At 73.2% G+C, this 21816-nt stretch carries 20 protein-coding genes, 1 tRNA gene and 1 pseudogene; 10 read left to right on the top strand and 12 right to left on the bottom strand.

The window, feature by feature from the left end:
• Positions 1–79: 79 nt before the first annotated feature.
• The 3 genes from A6A27_RS07155 to A6A27_RS07145 all read right to left on the bottom strand — a co-directional run bounded on the left by A6A27_RS07155 (position 80) and on the right by A6A27_RS07145 (position 3534).
• On the bottom strand, positions 80–1024 hold the full coding sequence (locus A6A27_RS07155; protein WP_073833736.1) for a beta-ketoacyl-ACP synthase III: 945 nt from the start codon (positions 1022–1024) through the stop codon (positions 80–82).
• Complete coding sequence (locus tag A6A27_RS07150) at positions 1021–2190, bottom strand: acyltransferase domain-containing protein (RefSeq protein ID WP_073833735.1); 1170 nt, start codon at positions 2188–2190, stop codon at positions 1021–1023. The genes A6A27_RS07155 and A6A27_RS07150 overlap by 4 nt, the downstream gene beginning before the upstream one ends.
• A 78-nt stretch (positions 2191–2268) precedes the next feature.
• The gene (locus A6A27_RS07145; RefSeq protein WP_073833734.1) at positions 2269–3534 is read right to left on the bottom strand and encodes a PucR family transcriptional regulator; all 1266 of its coding nucleotides are present in this window, start codon (positions 3532–3534) and stop codon (positions 2269–2271) included.
• Positions 3535–3818: 284 nt separating this feature from the next.
• On the opposite strand from A6A27_RS07145, the gene A6A27_RS07140 reads away from it, so the two are divergent.
• Both A6A27_RS07140 and A6A27_RS07135 read left to right on the top strand, forming a co-directional pair.
• Positions 3819–4154 carry a hypothetical protein gene (locus tag A6A27_RS07140; protein ID WP_073833778.1) on the top strand — a complete coding sequence of 112 codons (336 nt, stop codon included), beginning with the start codon at positions 3819–3821 and terminating at the stop codon, positions 4152–4154.
• 190 nt (positions 4155–4344) lie between these two features.
• Positions 4345–5271 (top strand): NADP-dependent oxidoreductase, encoded by a 927-nt coding sequence (locus A6A27_RS07135; RefSeq protein ID WP_073833777.1) that lies wholly within the window; start codon positions 4345–4347, stop codon positions 5269–5271.
• Positions 5272–5298: 27 nt separating this feature from the next.
• Here the strand turns inward: A6A27_RS07135 and A6A27_RS07130 are convergent, their stop codons facing one another.
• A complete protein-coding gene (locus tag A6A27_RS07130; RefSeq protein WP_073833733.1) occupies positions 5299–5964 on the bottom strand; it encodes a hypothetical protein in 666 nt (221 codons plus the stop codon).
• A 225-nt stretch (positions 5965–6189) separates the two neighbouring features.
• Here A6A27_RS07130 and A6A27_RS07125 point away from each other — a divergent pair, with 225 nt between their 5' ends.
• The gene (locus A6A27_RS07125; RefSeq protein ID WP_073833732.1) at positions 6190–6786 is read left to right on the top strand and encodes a copper resistance CopC family protein; all 597 of its coding nucleotides are present in this window, start codon (positions 6190–6192) and stop codon (positions 6784–6786) included.
• Positions 6787–6862: 76 nt separating this feature from the next.
• Here A6A27_RS07125 and gltX read toward each other — a convergent pair whose 3' ends face one another.
• Genes gltX through A6A27_RS07110 form a run of 3 tightly spaced genes read right to left on the bottom strand, consistent with a single transcriptional unit; the run spans position 6863 to position 10925 of the window.
• Positions 6863–8272: a glutamate--tRNA ligase gene (gene gltX / locus A6A27_RS07120; RefSeq protein ID WP_073833731.1), complete on the bottom strand. Its 1410-nt coding sequence runs from the start codon at positions 8270–8272 to the stop codon at positions 6863–6865.
• 47 nt (positions 8273–8319) lie between these two features.
• Positions 8320–9597 (bottom strand): MFS transporter, encoded by a 1278-nt coding sequence (locus A6A27_RS07115; protein ID WP_073833730.1) that lies wholly within the window; start codon positions 9595–9597, stop codon positions 8320–8322.
• Positions 9594–10925: a GH1 family beta-glucosidase gene (locus A6A27_RS07110; protein WP_073833729.1), complete on the bottom strand. Its 1332-nt coding sequence runs from the start codon at positions 10923–10925 to the stop codon at positions 9594–9596. The genes A6A27_RS07115 and A6A27_RS07110 overlap by 4 nt, the downstream gene beginning before the upstream one ends.
• Positions 10926–11109: 184 nt before the next feature.
• On the opposite strand from A6A27_RS07110, the gene A6A27_RS07105 reads away from it, so the two are divergent.
• Positions 11110–11556 carry an SRPBCC family protein gene (locus tag A6A27_RS07105; protein ID WP_073833776.1) on the top strand — a complete coding sequence of 149 codons (447 nt, stop codon included), beginning with the start codon at positions 11110–11112 and terminating at the stop codon, positions 11554–11556.
• A gap of 278 nt (positions 11557–11834) precedes the next feature.
• On the opposite strand, the gene aceE is transcribed toward A6A27_RS07105, so the two are convergent.
• On the bottom strand, positions 11835–14579 hold the full coding sequence (gene aceE / locus A6A27_RS07100) for a pyruvate dehydrogenase (acetyl-transferring), homodimeric type (protein ID WP_073833728.1): 2745 nt from the start codon (positions 14577–14579) through the stop codon (positions 11835–11837).
• A gap of 208 nt (positions 14580–14787) precedes the next feature.
• On the opposite strand from aceE, the gene A6A27_RS07095 reads away from it, so the two are divergent.
• Positions 14788–15192, top strand: coding sequence for a YjbQ family protein (locus A6A27_RS07095; protein ID WP_073833727.1), 405 nt, complete (start codon positions 14788–14790; stop codon positions 15190–15192).
• A gap of 120 nt (positions 15193–15312) precedes the next feature.
• On the opposite strand, the gene A6A27_RS47385 is transcribed toward A6A27_RS07095, so the two are convergent.
• Together A6A27_RS47385 and A6A27_RS07090 are read right to left on the bottom strand one after the other, a co-directional pair.
• Complete coding sequence (locus tag A6A27_RS47385) at positions 15313–15531, bottom strand: hypothetical protein (protein ID WP_443189953.1); 219 nt, start codon at positions 15529–15531, stop codon at positions 15313–15315.
• The gene (locus A6A27_RS07090) at positions 15444–15899 is read right to left on the bottom strand and encodes an NADPH-dependent FMN reductase (RefSeq protein WP_198940216.1); all 456 of its coding nucleotides are present in this window, start codon (positions 15897–15899) and stop codon (positions 15444–15446) included. Before A6A27_RS07090 ends, A6A27_RS47385 begins: the two co-directional genes overlap by 88 nt.
• A gap of 92 nt (positions 15900–15991) precedes the next feature.
• On the opposite strand from A6A27_RS07090, the gene A6A27_RS07085 reads away from it, so the two are divergent.
• The 5 genes and pseudogenes from A6A27_RS07085 (at position 15992) to A6A27_RS07065 (ending at position 20502) form a co-directional block, all read left to right on the top strand.
• Positions 15992–16474 (top strand): MarR family winged helix-turn-helix transcriptional regulator, encoded by a 483-nt coding sequence (locus A6A27_RS07085; protein ID WP_073833726.1) that lies wholly within the window; start codon positions 15992–15994, stop codon positions 16472–16474.
• A gap of 312 nt (positions 16475–16786) precedes the next feature.
• A pseudogene (locus A6A27_RS07080) lies at positions 16787–19252 on the top strand (thiamine pyrophosphate-dependent enzyme); the annotation flags it as partial.
• 111 nt (positions 19253–19363) lie between these two features.
• On the top strand, positions 19364–19801 hold the full coding sequence (locus A6A27_RS07075) for a DUF3052 domain-containing protein (protein WP_073833724.1): 438 nt from the start codon (positions 19364–19366) through the stop codon (positions 19799–19801).
• A 78-nt stretch (positions 19802–19879) separates the two neighbouring features.
• Entirely contained in the window at positions 19880–20347 is a 468-nt protein-coding gene (locus tag A6A27_RS07070) for a peroxiredoxin (RefSeq protein ID WP_073833723.1), read from the top strand.
• Positions 20348–20427: 80 nt separating this feature from the next.
• A tRNA-Val gene (locus A6A27_RS07065) sits at positions 20428–20502 on the top strand.
• Between the two features lie 24 nt (positions 20503–20526).
• Here A6A27_RS07065 and A6A27_RS07060 read toward each other — a convergent pair.
• Both A6A27_RS07060 and A6A27_RS07055 read right to left on the bottom strand, forming a co-directional pair.
• A complete protein-coding gene (locus A6A27_RS07060; protein WP_143193925.1) occupies positions 20527–21165 on the bottom strand; it encodes a hypothetical protein in 639 nt (212 codons plus the stop codon).
• A gap of 72 nt (positions 21166–21237) precedes the next feature.
• Entirely contained in the window at positions 21238–21741 is a 504-nt protein-coding gene (locus A6A27_RS07055) for a hypothetical protein (RefSeq protein ID WP_073833722.1), read from the bottom strand.
• Positions 21742–21816 lie beyond the last annotated feature (75 nt).

Here is a 21816-nt window from a genome sequence, read left to right as displayed (position 1 = left end):
GTTCCTCTCATCGGGGGTTCACTCGACGGCCGGCGACGCCGGTCGTCACTCCTCGCGGCGCGCTCGCCGGAGGGGGTCTTCAGGGGCAGCGGACGACCTGACCGGCGTAGGTCAGACCGCCGCCGAAGCCGAACAGCAGCACCGGCGCACCCGCCGGCACCTCACGCCGCTCGACCAGCTTGGACAGGGCCAGCGGGACGCTTGCCGCCGAGGTGTTGCCGGACTCGACGATGTCCTTGGCGATGACCGCGTCGGGGATGTTCAGCCGCTTGGCGATGCCGTCGATGATCCGGCCGTTGGCCTGGTGCGGCACGAACGCGGCCAGCTCGGACGGGGCGACCCCGGCCTTCTCGCAGGCCTGCAGCGCGAGCGGGGCCAGCGCGGTGGTGGCCCAGCGGAACACCGCCTGCCCCTCCTGCGCGATGTACGGCCGCCAGCCCTCGATCCGGACCGCGTCGCTCTTCTCCGGCACCGAGCCCCAGACCACCGGCCCGACCCCGGCCGGCTCGCCCTCGGCGGTCGCGGTGACCACCGCGGCCCCGGCGCCGTCGCCGAAGATGATGCAGGTCGAGCGGTCGGTCCAGTCGGTGAAGTCGGAGAGCTTCTCCGCGCCGATGACGAGGGCGTTGCGCGCCGCCCCGGCCCGGATCGCGTGGTCGGCCGTGCCCAGCGCGTACGCGAAGCCCGAGCAGGCGGTGTTGACGTCGAACGCGGCCGGGGCGGCGATGCCCAGCTTCGCGGCGACCCGGCAGGCCACGTTCGGGCTGCGGTCGATCGAGGTGCAGGTGGCGACCACGACGAGGTCGATGTCGGCGGCGCTGAGGCCGGAGTTGGCCAGTGCCTTGCCGGCCGCGGCCGTGGCCATGTCGGCCACCGTCTCGTCACCGGCGATCCGCCGGGTGACGATGCCGACGCGGTCCCGGATCCACTCGTCGTTGGTGTCGACCAACTGCGCGATGTCGTCGTTGGTCACCACGCGGGCGGGCTGGTAGTGCCCCATCGCGACGATCCTGCTGCCGGTCATGCCTGTCCTCCGATGCGGGCGAGGGGCTGGCCCGGGGCGACCGGGTCGTTGTGGTGGGCGAGCCACTCGGTGAGCAGCCCGCTGTGGTGCGCGGTTACCTCGACCGGCCCCTGCCGGGTGGCGACGTGGCCGATGACCTGGCCGGCGCGCAGGTCGGTGCCCTCGGCCAGGCCGGTCAGCGGCTCGAAGGTCCCGGCGGCGGGGGAGACCACCACCCGGAACTGGATCGCCGGCTCGTGGCCGCTCAGGCCGCTGTGCCGGGCGATCAGGTCCCGCGCGGCGGGCAGGTCGGCGGGGGTGTTCAGGGTGACGATCTCGGGCGCCCCCTCGCCTTTGAGCTCGCGCTTGACCAGGCCGGCCAGGGTGCCGGCCGGCGGCAGCTCGATCACGCCGGTGACCCCGAGGTCGGCCAGGGTCCGCATGCACAGGTCCCAGCGGACCGGGGCGGTGACCTGCCGGACCAGCCGCTGCACCATCTCCCGGCCGTGGTTGACGGCGGCGCCGTCCCGGTTGGAGAGCAGGATCCGGGCCGGGTCGCCCGGCACGATGCCGCCGGCCACGGTGGCCAGGGCGGCCTCGGCCGGGGCCATGTACGGGGTGTGGAACGCGCCGGCGACCTGGAGCCGGATGACCCGGGCCTTCGCCGGCGGCTCGGCGGCCAGCTTCTCCAGGCCGGCCACCGCGCCCGCGGCGACGACCTGGCCGGTGCCGTTGCGGTTGGCCGGGTGCAGCCCGTGCGCCTCGATGGCGGCGAGCACCTCGTCCGGGTCGCCGCCGAGCACGGCGGCCATTCCGGTGGGCTCCAGCGCGCAGGCGGCGGCCATCTCCCGGCCGCGTACGCCGGCGAGGGTGACGGCCGCCTCGGCGGGCAGCACCCCGGCCAGGGCGGCGGCGCTCAGCTCGCCCACGCTGTGGCCGGCGACCAGCGCGACGTCGTACATCGGCAGGTGCTCCGCGGCGAGCAGCGCGGCCGCGACGAGCAGCGGCTGCGTGCGGGCGGTGTCCTTGATCTCGTCCGCGTCCGCCTGGGTACCGAGGTGCACCAGATCGACTCCCGCCAGCGCGGACCACCAGCGCAGGCGCGCCTCGGCGCCGGGCAGGTCGAGCCAGGGAGTCAGGAAGCCGGGTTTCTGGGAACCCTGTCCGGGTGAGAGAACGGCGAGCACGTCTACGACTCTGACGGATACTCGCGGGTCGCGCTGTAACGCACGGCACCAAACCGCACTAGGAGCGTTGGAGGAACCCTACAAAAATCGGCGACGATCATCACCAGTCTGTGCTGCTTTCCGGGTGCCTGGGGCCAATGTCTGGCTCGGGACCGGTGCGACGGCCGGGACGACCGGGTCGAGCCGCCCCACGGTCAGCGCCACCTGCAGGGCGAACGCGTCCCGCGGCGCGAACGGCGAGAAGCCGGTCACCTCGGCGACCCGCTTGAGCCGGTAACGCACCGTGTTGGGGTGCACGAAGAGCGCCCGGGCGGCGCTCTCCAACGTGCCGCCGGCGGCGAAGAAGGCGTCCAGGGTCTCCAGCAGTTCACCCCCGGCGCGGACCAGCGCCGCGTACACGTCGTGGCGCAGCCGGCGGCGGGCCTCGGCGTCACCCGCCAGGGCCCGCTCGGGCAGCAGGTCGGCGGCGGCCACCGGGCAGGGGGCGGTCGGCCAGGCCGGCGCCGCGCGGAACCCGGCCAGCGCGGCCCGCGCCGAGTCCGTCGCCTCGTCCAGGCTGGGTACGGCCGGACCCACCACCACCGGCCCCTCCCCGAACGCGGTCAGCAGCTTCTCCGTCGCCGTCACCGGGTCCGCCGCCCCGCCGAGCACGATGACCAGCCGGTCGCCGTGCACGCCGCCGATCACCTCGACCCCGATCCGGCGGGCCTGCCGGTAGACGGTGTGCAGCACGGCGGCCACCTCGCCGCCGGGGGAGCGCCCGACCGCCACCGCCACCGGGGGCGCGTCCGTCCAGCCCAGCGCCGCCGCCCGGCTGGCCAGCACGTCCGGCGAGTCGCCGCGCAGCAGCGCGTCCACCAGCAACGCCTGCAGCCGGGCGTCCCAGGAGCCGCGCGACTCGGCGGCGCGGGCGTACACCCGGGCGGCGGCGAAGGCGATCTCGCGGGAGAAGCGCAGCACCGCCTCCCGCAGCGGCTGCTCCTCGCCCTCGGCGGCCAGGTGCGCCACCTGCTCCTCGACCACCTCGATGGTCACCTTGATCAGCGCGACGGTCTGTTGGAGGCTGATCGAGCGGGCCAGGGCCTGGGGTGCGGCGGCGAAGACCTCGTCCGACACCTCCTGGGTGCTGTCGGTCGCGCCGCCGCCCTGGCGCAGCCACTGCACCAGTGACCGGACGCCGGCCTGGGCGACCAGCATGACCCAGGACCGCTGGTCCGCCGGCAGTTCCCGGAACCAGGGCAGCGCCTCGTCCATCCGGGCCACGCTGACGGTGGCCAGGGCCCCCGCCGCCCGTTCGATCCGGCGCAGCGTGGCCGGCAGTTCGGTGCCGCCCGGTTCGCTCACCGGTCCAGCCTGACATGCCCTGACCAGGGCCGGCACATCGAGGGTGGGCGGCGGCCGGGCTGGCCCGGTCGGCCCCGCCCGGCACCGAGGTGCTGGCCGGCCTGGAACTGGGCGGCATCCCGTGGCCACCGCCCCGGCCTGGACGCCGCCCGCTCCGGCCGATCCCGGTCGCAGCGGATCTCCACGGGTACGCGCTGTTCAGTCCGTCGGGCCCGGCCAGTACCGTGTCAGGGCACGCCCGGGGTGACCGCCGGGCGGGCGATGGCGAACGTGAGGAGACCGGGATGGCGCACGGGGAGGCCGAAAACGGCTGCGCCCAGGGTGAGCCCTGCCGGCCGGGGCCCCACGACCAGCCGGTGTCCGCCAAGCACCCGCGCCGGGCCGGCCTGACCCATCCGGCGGAGACGCCCGCCGGCTGGGGGCCGGAGCGCGGGGACGACGACCCGTCCGCGCCACGGCAGCGGGCCGCCGAGCCGGTGTTGCCGGCCCTGCCCGAGCCGGTGCCGAGCCAGGGCTGCTGCAGCGACCTGCCCGGCTGGGCTGGGGCGCACCAGCACGGCGCGGTGCGGCCCCGCAACCGTACGGTCCGCCGGGAGCGGCCACCGCGCCGCTGGTGCTGACCGCTTGCCGACTCGCCTTGCCGGGGCCGGCCGCCGGTTCACGGGTGACGGCATGGCGTCGTAGCGGTTCAGGAGTTACCTCTCGCGCACCGGGCTCCGGCCGGCGTGGGCCGGCAGAGCCGACGGCCACCGCTACGACAATTTCGCCGCCCGGCAAGCCCGGCGATCGTTCAGCACTAGCGTGGGCAGCGTGAAGGCGATTGCGATCGACGCGTACGGCTCGGCGGACCAGCTCACCCTGCGCGAGCTGCCCACCCCGCCGGTCGGGCCGGACACGGTCCTGGTCCGGGTGCGCGTCGCCGGGGTGAACCCGGTCGACTGGAAGGTCCGCGAGGGCCACCTGGCCGGCGGCATGCCGGCGCACTTCCCGCTGGTGCCCGGCTGGGACGCGGCCGGGGTGGTCGAGGCGGTCGGCCCGGCGGTGACCGGTTTCGCGGTGGGCGACGAGGTGATCGGGTACGTCCGCCGCGACGACGTCCAGCACGGCACGTACGCGGAGCTGGTGCCCGCCCCGGAACGGTGCCTCGCCGACAAGCCGGTCCAGGCGTCCTGGCCGGAGGCGGGTGGCCTGCCGCTGGCCGGGCTGACCGCGTACCAGGCGTTGCAGCTGGCCCGGACGGGCGCCAACGACACGGTCCTGGTGCACGGCGCGTCCGGCGGGGTGGGGCACCTGGCGGTGCAGCTGGCCCGGGCGCTCGGCGCCGGCAAGGTGATCGGCACGACCAGCGAGGCCAACCACGACTTCGTCCGGTCGTTGGGCGCCGAACCGGTCAGCTACGGCGCCGGCCTGCTGGACCGGATCCGCGCGGTCGCGCCCGACGGGGTGGACGTGGCGCTGGACCTCTTCGGCGGCGAGGCGCTGGACGTCTCGGCCGAGCTGCTCGCCCGGCCGGCCCGGCTGGTCTCCACCGCCGACCCGGAGCATGTCACCCGGCTCGGCGGCAGCTACCTCTTCGTGAAGCCGTCCACCGCGGACCTGAGTGTGCTGGCCGGGCTGGTCGACGCCGACCGGCTCACCGTGCACGTGGCCCGGACCTTCCCGCTGGCCGAGGCCGCCGAGGCGCAGCGGCTGGTGGCGGCGGGGCACGTTCGGGGCAAGGTGGTGCTGGAGGTCTGACACGCCGGCGCCGCCGGGGCGACCGGCTCAGCGGGTGCGGCGGCGGACCAGCAGCGCGATCCCGGCGAGCCCGGCGGTGATGACCACCACCACCCCGACGTTGAGCAGCAGCAGTCGCTGGAGTTCGGTCATCGCCGCGTCGATGTCCTGCACCGGGTTCAGCGTGTCCTCCGGCAGGACCCGCTCGCCGCCGCCGAGGCCGCCGCTGAGCGTGTCGAACTGCCGCTCCAGCGGCACACCGACGGAGCGCAGCGTCTCGGACATGTTCAGCCGGCCGAAGAACCAGCCGGCCCGGGCCTTGCTCAGGTCGGGCTGCTTGGCCGGCCGGTAGATCCGGGGCCCGCCCTTGGCGAGCGGGTAGAGGTCGTAGGTCTTCACCGGCACTCCGGCGGTCAGCACCACGACGGTGTACTTCGGACCGAGGTCCTGCGCGGCCGGGCCGCGCTGCTGCCCGGTCCGGGCCAGCCAGCTCACCTGGTCGATGACGGCGTTCACCTGGGCGGGTTGGGTGTCGGCGCGCAGCTGCAGCGGCTGGTCCAGTTGGTCGCCGGTGATGTCCACCCCGGCCGGTGCGAGCTTGGGCCCGGGCCCGGCCGCCCGGGCCGCCGGCGGGCCGCTCAGGAGCAGCGTGCACGTGGTCGCGAGCACCGCGCCGGTCACGGCCACCAGCAGTCGCGACACCCTCCGGATCATCGCCGCCTCCTCGCCCCGTTCGATGGCTGGCTTCCGCTGCAGGTCACGTTGTATCGGCCGACGGTGGTGGTCGCCCGGCGAGAACCGGTGCCCACCTCAAAGACTCCGCAGAACGTCATTCGGTTGCAGCTGCTGGAAGAGTATTTGGAACTATCTGCGATCTGCGGCCGACTAATGTGAGCGGCCGTTGATCAGCGGCCGGATAGTACCCGGACGGAGGGGCTCATGGGGGGCACGATTGCCCGTGCGGCGCGTACCTGGCTGGTGGTTCTCGGGGTGGCGGTGGGAGCCGTGCTGCTGCCGGCCAGCCCCGCCGCCGCGCACAACTCGTTGACCGGCAGCGATCCGAAAAACGGGGCCCAGGTGGCGACCGCGCCGAAGCGGATCGAGCTCCGCTTCCTGGCCACCCTGTCGCCAGGCACGACGAAGATCACAGTGACCGGGCCGGATGACGCCCCCGCCTCCGGCGGCGATCCGACCTTCTCCGGCAAGCGGGTGAGCGTGCCGTTCACCCCCGGGCCGGCCGGCGTCTACACGGTCGCCTACCAGGTCGGCTCGACCGACGGGCACCCGATCAAGGGGCAGGTCAGCTTCACCCTGACCACCGGCGTGGCCCCGGCCACCCCCTCGGCCAGCGCGTCGCCGACCACCCTGGCGCCCCCGACCCCGGTGGCCGAGGCGACCTCGGCGAACCCCGCCCCGGTTTCGTCGCGTTCCGACGACGGCGGCGGTACCGGCCTGTGGTGGGCGCTCGCGGCGGTGGTGGCGCTGGTCGCGCTGGGCGGCGGGCTGCTGCTGCGTCGGCGCTCCGCCCGCCGCTGAGCCGCCCGGCAGCTCTCCACCGCCGTACGACGAAGGGGCCCGCCGGACGACCGGCGGGCCCCTTCGCGATGCGAGGTCAGACCAGGCGCACCCGGGCGGCGCGCAGCCGGGTCAGGGCGCGGTCGCGGCCCAGCACCTCGAGGGACTCGAAGAGCGGCAGGCCGACCGTACGGCCGGTGATCGCCACTCGGACCGGCGCCTGCGCCTTGCCCAGCTTCAGGCCCCGCTCCGCGCCGACCGCCTCCAGCGTGGACTTCAGCGACTCGGCGTCCCAGGACTCCAGCGCCTCGAACGCGGCGATCGCCGCCTCCAGCAGCGCGGCCGCGCCCTCCTTCATCGCCTTCGCCCAGGCCGCCTCGTCGATCAGCGGGTCGGCCAGGAAGAGGAAGTCGACGTTCGGCACGATCTCGCTGAGCACCGCGATCCGGGTCTGCGCCAGCGGCGCCACCGCGGCGAACGCGGCCGGGTCGAACTCCTCCGGCTGCCATGGGGGCGGGGCGATGGTTCCGGTGCCGGTCAGCCACGGCTGGCAGGCGCCGATGAAGTCCTCCACCGGCAGCGCGCGGATGTACTCGCCGTTGAACGCGCGCAGCTTCTTCTCGTCGAAGAACGCCGGGGAGGGGTTCACCTCATCCAGCCGGAACTCCTCCTCGATCACCGACCAGGGCACGATCTCCCGGTCGCCGGAGGGAGCCCAGCCGAGCAGCATCAGGTAGTTGCGCATCGCCTCGGCGAGGTAGCCCTCGTCCCGGTACGCCTCCAGGGCGACCTTGTCCCGCCGCTTGGACAGCTTCTGCCGCTTCTCGTTCACCACCACGGGCACGTGCGCCCAGACCGGCGGCTTGACCCCGAGGGCGTCCCAGAGCAGCTGCTGCTTCGGGGTGTTGGGCAGGTGCTCCTCGGCCCGGATCACGTGGGTGATCCCCATGGTCATGTCGTCGACCACGTTGGCGAGCAGGAAGACCGGCGAGCCGTCCCCGCGGGCGATGACGAAGTCCTCGATCAGCTTGTTCTCGAAGGTCGGCTCGCCGCGGATCAGGTCGACCACCACGGTCTCGCCCTCGTCCGGGGTACGGAAGCGCAGGGCCCGCCCCGCGCCGGGCCCGAGCCCGCGGTCCCGGCAGAAGCCGTCGTACCCGGCGTACTGGGAGCCGGTGCGCGCCTGCACGTCCTCGCGGGTGCAGTCGCAGTAGTACGCCCGGCCGCTCTCGTACAGCCGCTGTGCCGCGGCGCGGTGCTCACCGGCGTACGACGACTGGAAGTACGGGCCCTCGTAGCTGCCCCGCTCGATGCCGATCCAGTCGAGCGCCGACAGGATGCCCTCGGTCCACTCGGGCTTGTTGCGGGCCGCGTCGGTGTCCTCGATGCGGAGCACGAACACCCCGCCCTGCTGCTTGGCGTAGATCCAGTTCTGCAGGGCCGAGCGGGCGCCGCCGACGTGGAACATACCGGTCGGGGAAGGGGCGAAGCGTACACGTACCGTCACGTCCCCAGCCTACGGCGGCCGGCGAGCCGATTTGAGCGAGGGGGCGGTCAGGGTACCGATCTGATCTTCAGCACCAGGGCGCTGCCGAGCAGGGTGACCGCCGCGGTGACCGCGTACAGGGTGGGGTAGCCGCCCAGGTGGACGACGATCGGGGCGGAGAGGGCCGGGCCGAGCACCTGCGGCGCGGAGTTGGCGATGTTGATCACTCCGAGGTCCTTGGCCCGGTCGGTGGCGGCCGGCAGCACCTGGGTGATCAGCGCCGCGTCCACCGCCAGGTAGACGCCGTAGCCGGCGCCGAGCAGCAGCGCGGCGGTGACCGCCATCGGCCAGACCGGCGCCACGGCCAGCAGCAGGGCCGCCACCGCCATGATCAGCCCGGAGACGATCACGAAGACCTTGCGCCGGCCGGACCGGTCCGACAGCCGCCCGGCCACCACCGCGGTCAGCATCATGCCGAGCGTGTAGAGCAGGATCAGCACCAGCAGCGCGCCCTCGGGGTCGGGCACGCGCACCCCGTCGGCGAGGAAGTACAGCAGGTAGAGCGTGCCCAGCGCGTTGCCGGTCTGGACCAGGAACCGGGTGAACCAGGCCCAGGCGAAGTCGGGGTGCCGGCGCGGGCTGATCCACATCGAGGCGAGCAGCCCGCGCAACCGCAGCGCCGGGCGGTGCTCCCGGGGCAGCGGGTCGTCCTCGGTGAGCAGCGCGAACGGCAGCGACAGCAGCAGCACGGCGAGCGCGACGGCCGCGTACCCGGCGGCGTTGCCGGTGACCACGGCGGTGACCAGCACCGCCCCGAGCACCAGGCCGAGCGCCTGCGGGATGCCCACCCAGCCGGAGACGCCGCCGCGCTGGGCGACCGGCACCCGGTCCGGGATGGCGGCGGTGAGGCTGGCCAGCATCGCGTTGAAGCACACCTGCGCGGCCACCCAGCCGATCGCCACCCCGGCGATGCTGTCCTGCCGGGCTAGCAGCACCAGGGCGAGCGCGCCGACCACCGCGCCGGACGCGGTCCACACGTGCCGCCGACCGAAGTGCCGGCCCGCCAGCCGGAGCACGGTCCGGTCGGACAGCGCCCCGGCGAGCGGGTTGGCCAGCACCGCGGCGAGCGCGCCGAGTCCGGTGACCACCGCGAGCATGGCCTCCTTGTCGCCCGGCGCGATCCGCTCCACCTGCTGCGGCAGCAGCACCTGGATCGGGGTGAAGAAGGCCATCCAGACGCCGAGATTGGCCGCGAAGATCAGCGCGATCCAGCCCCGCCGCACCGGCACGGTCGGCTCGGCCAGCGCCGCCGGCAGTGCCGCCGGCGTCGGGTCGACCGTGGTCACGGCCGCACGACCTGGTCGCGGAACCAGGCGTACGAGGACTTCGGGGTACGCCGTTGGGTGGCGTAGTCGACGTGCACCAGGCCGAACCGCTTGGTGAAGCCCTCCGCCCACTCCCAGTTGTCCAGCAGCGACCAGACGAAGTACCCGGTCACCTCGACCCCGGCGTCGATCGCCTCGCGGACCGCCCGCACGTGCCCGGCCAGGTACGCGATCCGTTCCGGGTCGTGCACCCGGCCGTCGGCGTCCGGCCCGTCGTCGTACGCGCAGCCGCTCTCGGTGACCTGGATCGGCGGCAGCCGGTCCCCGTACCGGTCGCGGAGCTGGAGCAGCAGGTCGCGGAGCCCGTCCGGGGCCACCGGCCAGTCGAACGCGGTCCGGGGGTAGCCGGTCAGCGGCACGATCTCGAACGGCAGCGGCGAGCCCTCCTCGGCGGCCCGGATGCTGGTCGGGTTGTAGTAGTTCACCCCGAGCACGTCGACCGGGGCGGCGATCACGTCGAGGTCCCCGGCGCGGATCAGCGCGGAGTCGAGGCCTGGCACCTCCGGATAACCCTGGCCGAGCAGCGGGTCGGTGAAGAGTCGGTTGTGCAGCGCGTCGTACGCCACCCCGGCGGCCCGGTCGGCGTCGGTGTCCCCGGCCAGCCGCACGGGGGAGTAGTTGTTCGCGATGGCGACCGGGCTGGTGCTGCGGGCGCGCAGCGCGGCGACCGCGAGGCCGTGCCCGAGGAGCTGGTGGTGGGCCACCGGAAAGGCGTCGAAGAGCAGCATCCGGCCGGGGGCGTGCACGCCCATGCCGTGCCCGAGGCTCATGTGGATGAACGGCTCGTTGAGGGTGATCCAGAGCTTCACCCGATCGCCGAGGCGGGCGGCGACCAGGTCGGCGTACTCGGCGAAGCGGTCGGCGGTGCCGCGGTTGAGCCAGCCGCCGGCGTCCTCCAGGGCCTGCGGCAGGTCCCAGTGGAAGAGGGTGGCCACCGGGTCCACGCCCCGGTCGAGCAGCCCGTCCACCAGCCGCTCGTAGAAGCCCAGCCCGGCCGGGTTGGCCGCGCCCGTGCCGGTGGGCTGCACCCGGGGCCAGGCGATGGAGAACCGGTAGGCGGACACCCCGAGCCCGGCGAGCAGGGCGACGTCCTCGGCGTACCGGTGGTAGTGGTCGCAGGCCTCGTCGCCGGTGCTGCCGTCGACGATCCGGCCCGGCGAGTGGGCGAAGGTGTCCCAGATGGACGGTCCCCGGCCGTCGGCGCCGGCCGCGCCCTCGATCTGGTACGCGGAGGTGGACACTCCCCATCGGAAACCGCTGGGGAAGTCGGGCATCGGCGCGGTCGTCATTCGCCCTCCCGGAAACGCGAATCGTGTTCGGGACTCTAGGACGCGGACCGGTGATGCGCCATAGGTCGGGGAGGCCGGCTGGTGCAAGGGTTTTCGGCGTGTCTTTTCCGAACCCGTCCGGGTAAGTCCGTTTTTGCGCATACAGTGCGTAATATCGCGGATGTCCTTAGTGGGGGAAGACGACATGATCCTCGTGGAACGCAGTGCGCACGTGATGGCGCCGGTGGAAGCGGTCTGGGGCGTCGTGCAGCGGGCCGAGCAGTTGCCGGCCTGGCTGGCGGGGGTCCGCGCGGCCGAGGTCCTCTCGGGGGAGGGCTTCGGCCGGCGACAACTGGTCCAGGCCGGGCGCGGCGCGGCGCACGAGGCCGAGGTGATCGCCTACCAGGAGCCGACCCTGATCGGGTGGCGCGAACGGGCCAGGGGCGCCGGCGCCCGGGCCGAGGCGCGCACCGAGATCTACGTGCAGCTGACCCCGGACGAGGAGGAGGGCGGGACGGTCGTACGGCTCATCGTCGTACGGTGGCCCGCCGGGCCGGTCAAGGCCGCCCTGCTCCGGCTCGGCCTGCGTCGGGTCGGCGCCGACCTGGAGGACTCGCTGGCCCGGCTGACCGACCTGGCCGCCGTCGGCTGACCCAGCCGGTCCCGGCGTCGCCCGCGATGGTGATGGTCCGGCGTCCCCGCCAGGGACGCCGGACCATCGGCCACTGTGCCGCCGGTCGGTCGGCGCTCGGTTCCGGCGCCGAGGCGGCGACCGCCGCCCAGGGTCGTGCTGCGTCCTGGATCCAGTGGCATCCAGGCCACGCCGAGGCCACTACATCCTCGATCGTGCACGTCACCGGCGGCCGGGAGCACCACCAGAGACGACGAAGGGCCCGGCGCGGGTGCGCCGGGCCCTTCGTACCGGATGGGTCAGCTGTCGCCGCCGGTCTCGCCGACCGGGGCGGCGTTGACGTCCTCCAGCGCGTACTTCCGGGCGGCCTCGGCCGGCACGTGGGCCGGCACCGCGCCGCGGAGGGCGAGCTGGCGCAGCGTCGCGACGGTCACCGACTCGGCGTCCACGTGGAAGTGGCGGCGCAGCGCGTGCCGGGTGTCCGACATGCCGAAGCCGTCGGTGCCGAGCGAGGTGTAGTCGCCGGGTACCCAGCGGGCGATCAGGTCCGGTACCGCGCGCATCCAGTCGCTGACCGCGACCTTCGGCCCCTCGGCGTCGGCCAGCTTCCGCTGGATGTACGGCACCCGCTGCTCGGCGCCCGGGTTGAGCAGGTTGTGCTCCTCGCACTCCACCGCGTCCCGGCGCAGTTCGGTCCAGGAGGTCACCGACCAGACGTCGGCGGCCACGCCCCAGTCCTCGGCGAGCAGCTGCTGCGCCTTGAGCGCCCACTGCATGCCGGTGCCGGAGGCGAGGACGTTCGCCTTCGGCGCGTCCGCGCCGACCTGCGGCGCGGGGGAGTAGCGGTAGATGCCCTTGAGGATGCCCTCGACGTCCACGCCCTGCGGCTCGGCCGGCTGGAAGATCGGCTCGTTGTAGATGGTGAGGTAGTAGAAGATGTTCTCCTGCGCCTCGCCGTACATCCGGTGCAGGCCGTTCTCCATGATGTGCGCGATCTCGTACGCGAACGCCGGGTCGTAGGCGACCACCGCCGGGTTGGTGGCGGCGATCAGCAGCGAGTGACCGTCCTCGTGCTGGAGGCCCTCACCGTTGAGCGTGGTCCGGCCGGCGGTCGCGCCGAGCAGGAAGCCCCGCGCCATCTGGTCGGCCGCGGCCCACAGCCCGTCGGCGGTCCGCTGGAACCCGAACATCGAGTAGAAGATGTACATCGGGATCATCGGCTCGCCGTGGGTGGCGTACGAGCTGCCGGCCGCGGTGAACGAGGCGACCGAGCCGGCCTCGTTGATCCCCTCGTGCAGGATCTGGCCGCCGATGGCCTCCTTGTAGGACAGGAACAGGTCCCGGTCCACCGAGGTGTACCGCTGGCCGTGCGGCGAGTAGATCTTCGCGGTCGGGAAGAGCGAGTCCATGCCGAAGGTGCGCGCCTCGTCCGGGATGATCGGCACCCACCGCTTGCCGAACTCCTTGTCCTTCATCACGTCCTTGAGCAGGCGGACGAAGGCCATGGTGGTGGCCACCTTCTGCTTGCCCGAGCCCCGCTTGACGTCGGAGAAGCGCTCGCTGCCCGGGATCTGGAGGACCTTGCCGGTGGTACGCCGGGTCGGTAGGTAGCCGCCGAGCTGCTTCCGGCGCTCGTGCAGGTACTCGATCTCCTCGGACTTCTCACCCGGGTGGTAGTACGGCGGGAGGTACGGGTTCTCCTCCAGCTGCTTGTCCGGGATGTCCAGGTAGAGCCGGTCGCGGAAGAGCTTCAAGTCCTCCAGCGTCAGCTTCTTCATCTGGTGGGTGGCGTTGCGGGCCTCGAAGTGCGAACCGAGCGTCCAGCCCTTGATGGTCTTGGCCAGGATCACCGTCGGCTGGCCGGTGTGCTCCATCGCCGCCTTGTAGGCCGCGTAGAGCTTGTGGTAGTCGTGGCCACCCCGCTTGAGGTTCCAGATCTCGTCGTCGCTGAGGTGCTCGACCATCTTGCGGGTGCGCGGGTCGCGGCCGAAGAAGTGCTCCCGGACGTACGCCCCGGACTCCGCCTTGTAGGTCTGGTAGTCGCCGTCGGGCGTGGTGTTCATCAGGTTGACCAGGGCGCCGTCGGTGTCCGCCGCGAGCAGCGGGTCCCACTCCCGGCCCCAGACCACCTTGATCACGTTCCAGCCGGCGCCCCGGAAGAACGCCTCCAGCTCCTGCATGACCTTGCCGTTGCCCCGGACCGGGCCGTCCAGCCGCTGCAGGTTGCAGTTGATCACGAAGGTGAGGTTGTCCAGCTCCTCGCGGGCGGCCACGCCGATCGCGCCGAGCGACTCCACCTCGTCCATCTCACCGTCGCCGAGGAACGCCCAGACGTGCTGCTGCGAGGTGTCCTTGATGCCCCGGTGGTGCAGGTAGCGGTTGAACCGCGCCTGGTAGACCGCGTTGATCGGCCCGAGGCCCATCGAGACGGTGGGGAACTCCCAGAAGTCCGGCATCAGCCGCGGGTGCGGGTACGACGGCAGCCCACCGCCCGGGTGCGACAGCTCCTGGCGGAAGCCGTCGAGCTGGTCCTCGCTGAGCCGGCCCTCCATGAAGGCCCGCGCGTACATGCCGGGGGAGGCGTGGCCCTGGTAGAAGATGTGGTCGCCGCCGCCCGGATGGTCCTTGCCCCGGAAGAAGTGGTTGAAGCCGACCTCATAGAGCGACGCCGAGCTGGCGAAGGTGGAGATGTGGCCGCCCACGCCGATCTCGGGGCGCTGCGCCCGGTGCACCAGCATGGCGGCGTTCCACCGGATGTACGCCCGGATCCGCCGCTCGATGTGCTCGTCACCCGGGAACCACGGCTCGCGCTCCGGCGGGATGGTGTTGATGTAGTCGGTGGTGGTCAGGGACGGCACTCCGACCTGGCGCTCGCGGGCCCGCTCCAGCAGGCGCAGCATGACGTAGCGGGCGCGCTTTGTCCCGCGCTCGTCGATGACACCGTCGAGCGACTCGACCCATTCGCTGGTCTCTTCAGGGTCGATGTCCGGAAGCTGGCTCGGCAGACCAGCGGTGATCACCGGGCGCTTGCGTTCCGTAGCCACAGGCGTTCCCTCGGTTCTGTGTGGGATAGGTCTCTAGCGCCATCCTGCCCCCTCGTGGCGCATGCCGTCACGTCTCCCTGCCCCAGACGCGACGCTGAACACACGTACCCGCCGGTAACTTAGCGCGATCCAGGGATGCGCTAGCACCGCGTCCGCCGCCGCGCCCGGTTCGCGGCGCGCTCTGGCCGGCTGCGGCAGAATGCGCCCTATGCGTAGTGAGGAGATCAGCGTCCAGACCGGGTCCCGGCCGGCCGTCCGGGACATCACCGCCGAGGCCGAGCAGTTCGTCTCCGGGCAGGGCGACGGCCTGCTGCACGTGTTCGTGCCGCACGCCACCGCCGGGCTCGCCCTCATCGAGACGGGCTCCGGCTCCGACGACGACCTGCTGCGCGCGCTCGATGACCTGCTCCCCACCGACGACCGCTGGCGGCACCGGCACGGCTCGCGCGGGCACGGCCGGGACCACGTGCTGCCCGCCTTCGTCCCCCCGTACGCGACGCTGCCCGTGCTGGGTGGGCGGCTGGCGCTGGGCACCTGGCAGTCCCTCTGCCTGGTCGACACCAACGGCGACAACCCCACCCGCAAGGTCCGCTTCTCCTTCCTCCCTGGCTGACCGGCCGCGCGACGCCACCGCCGCGCCCCCTCTCGGTGGGCCCCCCTTTCCCGGACGGAGTGGCCATCCCGCGCGGAACGGCCACTCCTCCCCGGAATCTGCGCCCTCGCCGAGTCGACGTCAGGCGGCGGTGGCCGCCAGGTCGGTGACGCGGATCTTGGTGGCCAGGGCGTCGAGGAGGGTGCGGAGGAGGGTTTCGGTCGTCTCGTCCTTGACCGTGCCGTCCTGGCCGAGCTTCTCGTGGGCGTTGGTCACGATGATCTCCGGCTTGGTGACCACGGCGGAGTCGGTCCAGAGGAAGAGCTGGCGGAGCTGGAGCTGCGCCCGGACGGTGCCCATCCCGGTCGGGGCGGCGCCGACGATGGCGATCGGCTTGTGGGCGAGCGGGAGACCCACGAGGTGATCGGGAAGCTCGGCCGGGAGGCCCAGTCGAGGGCGTTCTTGAGTACGCCGGGAACCCCGTAGTTGTACTCCGGAGTGGCGATGAGCAGGGCGTCCGCGGCGGCGATCCGCTCCCGCAGGTCCACCACGGCGGCCGGCGGCGCCGGCTCGACGTCCTCGTTGAAGGGCGGGACGGCGCCGAGGTCGCGGTACCGCTCGATGGTCATGCCCGCCGGCGCGAGTCGCTGCGCCGCCCGGATGAGAGCGGAGTTGAACGACGCCTCGCGCAGGCTGCCGGAGAGGGCCAGGACGGAGAATTCGGACATGGTGCGCCTCCAGTGACGATGCTCGACGCATTTGCGTGAGCTCGTCAACAGTTGAGCAGGTCAACCATTGGTTGGCAAGTACGATGTGAGGTATGGCGCAACCCTTTGTCTCCACCGCCGGCCCGGTCGCGGCCGACCGCTCCGGCCTGGCCGGGGACACCGTGCGCCGGATCTTGCACATCGCCTCGGCGATCCGGCACTACCAGGACGAGGAGATCGCCGCGCTGGGGCTCACTCCGGCCGCCGCCCGGGCCCTGCACGAGCTCGACCCCGACCGGCCGCTGCCCGGCCGGGACCTGGCCGAGCAGTTGCGCTGCGACCGGTCCAACGTCACCGCGCTGGTCGACAAGCTGGAGCAGGCCGGGCTGGTGGAGCGCCGGGTCGACCCGGCCGACCGGCGGCAGAAGACGCTGGTGGTGACCGAGGCCGGCCGGCGCGTCCGGGACCGGGTGCGTCAGGTGATGTCGGACTCCCGACTCCTCGGCGGGCTCAGCACCGAGGAGTTGGCCACCCTGCGTGAGCTGGTCTGGAAGGTGTCCGACGGCGGCTGCCCGGAGCAGTGCGGCGAGGCCTGATCCGCGGTAGGCGGAACGTGTCCGGGTGGGCGACCTGACCCTTCGTCGGTAATGCTGTCCGACGTGACCACCCCGCAAGATCTCGACGACCGGTTCCGGGCGGCCCTGGCCGCGCTCGAGGCGCCCGCCCAGCGGCGTGACCTGGGTGAACCGCTGCCCGACGGCGCGTCGTTGACCGGAGCGCAGGCGCTGGCCCTCTTCGACGCCCAGCTGACCAGCCGCCTGCTCGACCTCGCCGGGCGGTGGCTGCGCAGCTTCGGCGAGGGCTACTACACCATCGGCTCGGCCGGCCACGAGGGCAACGCCGCGGTGGCCGCCGCCCTGCGGCCGACCGATCCCGCCCTGCTGCACTACCGGTCCGGGGCCTTCTACTGCCTGCGCGCCGCCCAGGCGGCGGGCGGTTTCCCGGTCGCCCCCGCCGACGCCGAGCCGGCCGGCGACGACGACCCCGAGGACGCCGAACCCGGTGCGCGGGCCACCGCCACGGCGCGGATACCCGATCCCCGACGCGACGTCGAGAGCCTGCCCTCCGGACCGCCGGATGCGGCGCCCGGCGGGAACGCGTTCGCGACGCCGGGCGGCGACTCCGCCGAGTCCACGGCCGGCGGCGCCGAGACGTCCGCGGCGTCGACCGCGGATGGCGTGCCGGCCGAGCGGCCGGAGACCCCGCCCGTCGCCGTCCGGCCGGAGCCGGCCACCAGCCCACCCACCCGATCGGGTGACCACCCGGACCGTCACCCGGCGCTGGCCGAGGCCGGGGTGGCCGTGGCCGCCGCCCGGCCGGCGCTGCCCGCGCCGGACCCTGCGGACGCGTACGCGGAGGCTGCTCGGGACGTGCTGCGCGGGATGGTCGCCTCGGCGCAGGAACCGATCGCCGGGGGCCGGCACAAGGTGTTCGGCCGGGCGGACCTCGCGGTCATCCCGACCACCTCGACGATCGCGTCCCACCTCCCGCGGGCGGTCGGCATGGGGCTCGCCCTCGAGCGGCTGCGCCGGGTCGGCAGCCGGCGGGTGCCGGGGACGACGGCCGAGGCCGGCGGGGACGCCGCCACCGGCTCGCCGTGGCCGCCGGACGCGATCGTGGTCTGCTCGTTCGGCGACGCCTCGGTCAACCACGCCACCGCGACGGCCGCGTTCAACACCGCCGGCTGGTACGACCACACCGGACTGCGCATCCCGGTGCTCTTCGTCTGCGAGGACAACGGGCTGGGCATCAGCGTCCGCTCCCCGGAGGGCTGGGTGGCCGCCACGCTGCGCGCCAAGCCGGGGATCCGCTACTTCGCCGCCGACGGCAGCGATCCGGCCGAGGCGTACCGGGTGGCGGGGGAGGCGGCGGCCTGGGTGCGCCGGCACCGGCGGCCGGCGGTGCTGCATCTGACCACCGTACGGCTGATGGGGCACGCCGGGGCCGACGCGGAGACCGCGTACCGCAGCCCGGCCGAGATCGCCGCGGACGTCGCGCGGGACCCCCTGCTCGCCACCGCCCGGCTGCTGGTGGCGGCGGGCTACGCCACCAGCGAGGAACTGCTGGCCCGGTACGACGAGCGCGGCTGGCAGATCCGCCGGATCGCCGAGGAGGTGCTCGACGAGCCGAAGTTGGCGTCCCCGGTCGAGGTGGTGGCGGAGCTGGCCCCGCGTCGGCCGGTACGGATCTTCCGCGCGGTGGCCGACGCGGCGGACCGGGCGGCCGGGCCGAACGCGGGCGCCCGGGCCGAGGCGTTCGGCGGCAGGCCGCCGGAGTTGGCCGGACCGCTCACCCTCGCGCAGAGCATCAACGCGGCGCTCGCCGACGGGATGCTGGACCACCCGGGGATGGCCGTCTTCGGCGAGGACGTCGCCGCCAAGGGCGGGGTGTACGGGGTGACCAAGGGACTGCGGGACCGGTTCGGTGGGGCCCGGGTCTTCGACACGCTGCTCGACGAGACCTCGATCCTCGGGCTCGGGCTGGGCGCCGGCGTCGCCGGGATGCTGCCGGTGCCGGAGATCCAGTACCTGGCGTACCTGCACAACGCCGAGGACCAGCTGCGGGGCGAGGCGGCCACCATGCGGTTCTTCTCCCGGGGGGCGTTCCGCAACCCGTTGGTGGTCCGGGTGGCCGGGCTGGCCTACCAGGAGGGGTTCGGCGGGCACTTCCACAACGACAACTCGGTGGCCGTACTCCGGGACGTGCCGGGGCTGGTGGTCGCGGTGCCGGCACGGCCGGACGACGCCGCGCCCATGCTCCGGACCTGCCTGGCCGCGGCGGCGGTGGACGGCAGCGTCTGCGCCTTCCTGGAGCCGATCGCGCTCTACCACACCCGCGACCTCTACGCCGACGGCGACGGCGAATGGCTGGCCGAGTACGCCCCGCCGGGTGCCTGGGCCGCCGGGCACGTGCCGATCGGCCGGGCCCGGGTGTATGGGGTCGGCTCCGCCGAGGACATCACGATCATCACCTTCGGCAACGGCGTACGGATGTCGCTGCGGGCGGCGGCCGCCCTGGCCGACGAGGGGGTCGGGATCCGGGTGGTGGACCTGCGGTGGCTCGCCCCGCTGCCGGTGGCGGACATCGTCCGGGAGGCGTCGGCCACCGGCCGGGTGCTGGTGGTCGACGAGACGCGCCGGTCGGGCGGGGTGGGCGAGGGCGTGCTCGCCGCCCTGGTGGACGGCGGATACGTAGGTGCGGCGCGACGAGTTGCCGGACTTGACTCGTTTGTACCATTGGGTCCGGCAGCACGTCAGGTTCTGGTCTCTACGGAAGCCATTACCCAGGGTGCCCGTACGCTGCTGGCACGGTAAATTCCGTTCCACCCGGTGCGCCACTTGCGCGGCGAGCCACAACTGTGTGGACTGGGCGGAACGGCGTCGGACGACGCCGCGAGCAGGGATGAGATGAGGAGGCACGCGACAGTGAGCGCGACCGCTGGTCAGGCCGCCGACGGGGTACGCAGCCTGGCGGACCGGTTCGGGATCGAGCCGGGGATGGTCGTCATGGAGATCGGCTACGACGACGACGTCGACCAGGATCTCCGAGACGCCCTGACCGACCGCTGTGGGGATCTGGTCGACGAGGACACCGACGAGGTGGTCGACTCGGTTCTCGTCTGGTACCGCGACGGCGATGGTGACCTCTTCGAGCTCCTCGTCGACGCCCTCGGGCCGCTGGCCGACAACGGCGTGGTCTGGCTCCTGACGCCCAAGGCCGGCCGGGACGGTCACGTCGAGCCGAGCGAGGTGGCCGAGAGCGCCCAGACCGCCGGCCTCCAGCAGACCTCCACGATCAACGCGGGTCGGGACTGGAGCGGTGCCCGCCTCGTGCTCCGACGCGGGTCCAAGGGCAAGAAGTAGGCGACCGTACACACCCGGCGGCCGGCGCCGCCGGGTGTGGCAGGCTGACCATCTCCAGACTCGACCCAAGGAGCTCGCATGCCCATCGAGGTTGGCGCCGAGGCGCCGGACTTCGTGCTCAAGGACCAGAACAACCAGGAGGTCCGGCTCTCCGACTTCCGTGGCAGGCGCACAGTGCTGCTGGTCTTCTACCCGCTCGCCTTCACCGGCATCTGCCAGGGTGAGCTCTGCGAGGTGCGGGACAACCTCGACGAGTACGTCAACGACGACGTCCAGGTGCTGACCGTCAGCGTCGACTCCGTTTACAGCCACAAGATCTGGGCCGACCGGGAGGGCTACCAGTTCCCGATGCTGGCCGACTTCTGGCCGCACGGCGCGGTGGCTCAGGCGTACGGCGTCTTCAACGACGTCGCGGGCATCGCCAACCGCGGCACGTTCGTGATCGACAAGGCCGGCGTGGTCCGGTTCGCCGAGATGAACATGCCGGGGGAGGCCCGTGACCAGCAGGGCTGGCGCAAGGCCCTGGCCGAGGCCGTCGCCGCCTGATCCCACCCAGGTACGCCGTCGACCGGGTCGGAGGCCGGCAGGTAAGCTTGCCGAACTCCGGCCCGCCGTACGGGCGTTCCGGGCGCGTAGCTCAGTGGGAGAGCACTCGCCTTACAAGCGAGGGGTCGCAGGTTCGAAACCTGCCGCGCCCACCACGTACCACCAGCGCCAACGCTGCCTCACGCCGGCAGCGGCAGCGGTTCGCTGATCGCCAGGCCCGCGTCGAGCGCCGCGACGACCTGATCAGCCTGCTGCGGCGCGACCTCGTTGGCCCAGGCGCGCGTCACGTCGAGGAATCCGACTAGGTCGCGCTGTGCCGATCGCAGCAGGTCGGGCAAGGTCGCCCGGTCGACATCGACACAGGCGCGGTCCGCCGGGGGTGTTGCCTCGTCCCCGCCCTCGGCCCACACGCGTACCACGTCGCCGTGATACTCCACTTCGGGAGCCGGGCTGTGCCCGAGGTCGACCGACAGTCCGCGCAGGGTGCCCAGCCAGTCGCGCCATTCGAAGAGATCGCAGCAGCAACCGGGCTCCACCAGTACGCCGGCCGAATCCACGAGCAGCAGTCCGCCCGGAGCGTAGAGGGTGTCGAACCCGGCCAGCAGGCGGAGCGCTTCGGTGGGGGTGTCCGGAACTGCGAGTGCGTCGCCGATCGGGCCGCTGTGGAACAGGAGCGACCACACCGCCGTGCCGAGCTCTGTGGCCCGCATCGCCCCGTGCAGCCGCAGCCACCCGGCGTCACCTGCGGTGACCGGCCAGAGGTCGAACGGCGCAACGTCCGCACCCACTCGACTCACCACCGGTTCCAGGGTTGGCACCACGCCACGATAGCGGCGATGACCCGACGCCGGACGTGACGCGACGGGCGGCCCGGAGCTGAGCGGACCACGTCAGGCGAACGGGCCGTCCGGGAACAGTAACCGGTAGATCACGAGCGGCCCCATGCACAGCAGGAAGAGCAGCGCGAGCAGCGCCACGATGCCGGCCAGTACGGAGATCAGGGCAGTCACGTGGGCGCGGACGGGCCCGGGAGGAGCGGGTGCCCGGCGGCCGGTCTCGCGGACCAACCAGTCCACCGCCGACGCGGCGGCGGGGACCGGCTCGACGTGATCGAGCCGCAGCCCGTGACGGGAAGCCGAGTCGAGCAGGTCGTCCGGGGCGGCCTCACCCTCCCAGGCCGGCGCGATGGCGCTCCACCCGCCGCGGAGTCGCCGTCCGTCGTACGTCAGCACGAGGTGGGTCCCGGCCCGGTCGCCGTCGCCAGGAAGGTACGTGACCGTGACCCGGGGAGCCCCGTCAGCATCCTGCCCGAACCAGAGGTCGAACCCGTCGACCCGCTGGCACAGCTCATCGACGAAGAGGCGCTCGGCGGCGGTCGGCTCCCGGTCGGTCACGGCGTGATCATGCCAGTGGCGATCAGGCGGGCCGCAGACCGGCGAGCGGAGCAGCCGGCCGCCGGTCGGGAGTGA

It is taken from the genome of Micromonospora sp. CB01531, assembly GCF_001905095.1.
Classification (GTDB): domain Bacteria; phylum Actinomycetota; class Actinomycetes; order Mycobacteriales; family Micromonosporaceae; genus Micromonospora.
The sequence above is the reverse complement of the archived record's forward strand: the minus strand, read 5'-3'. Positions and strand labels throughout refer to the sequence as shown.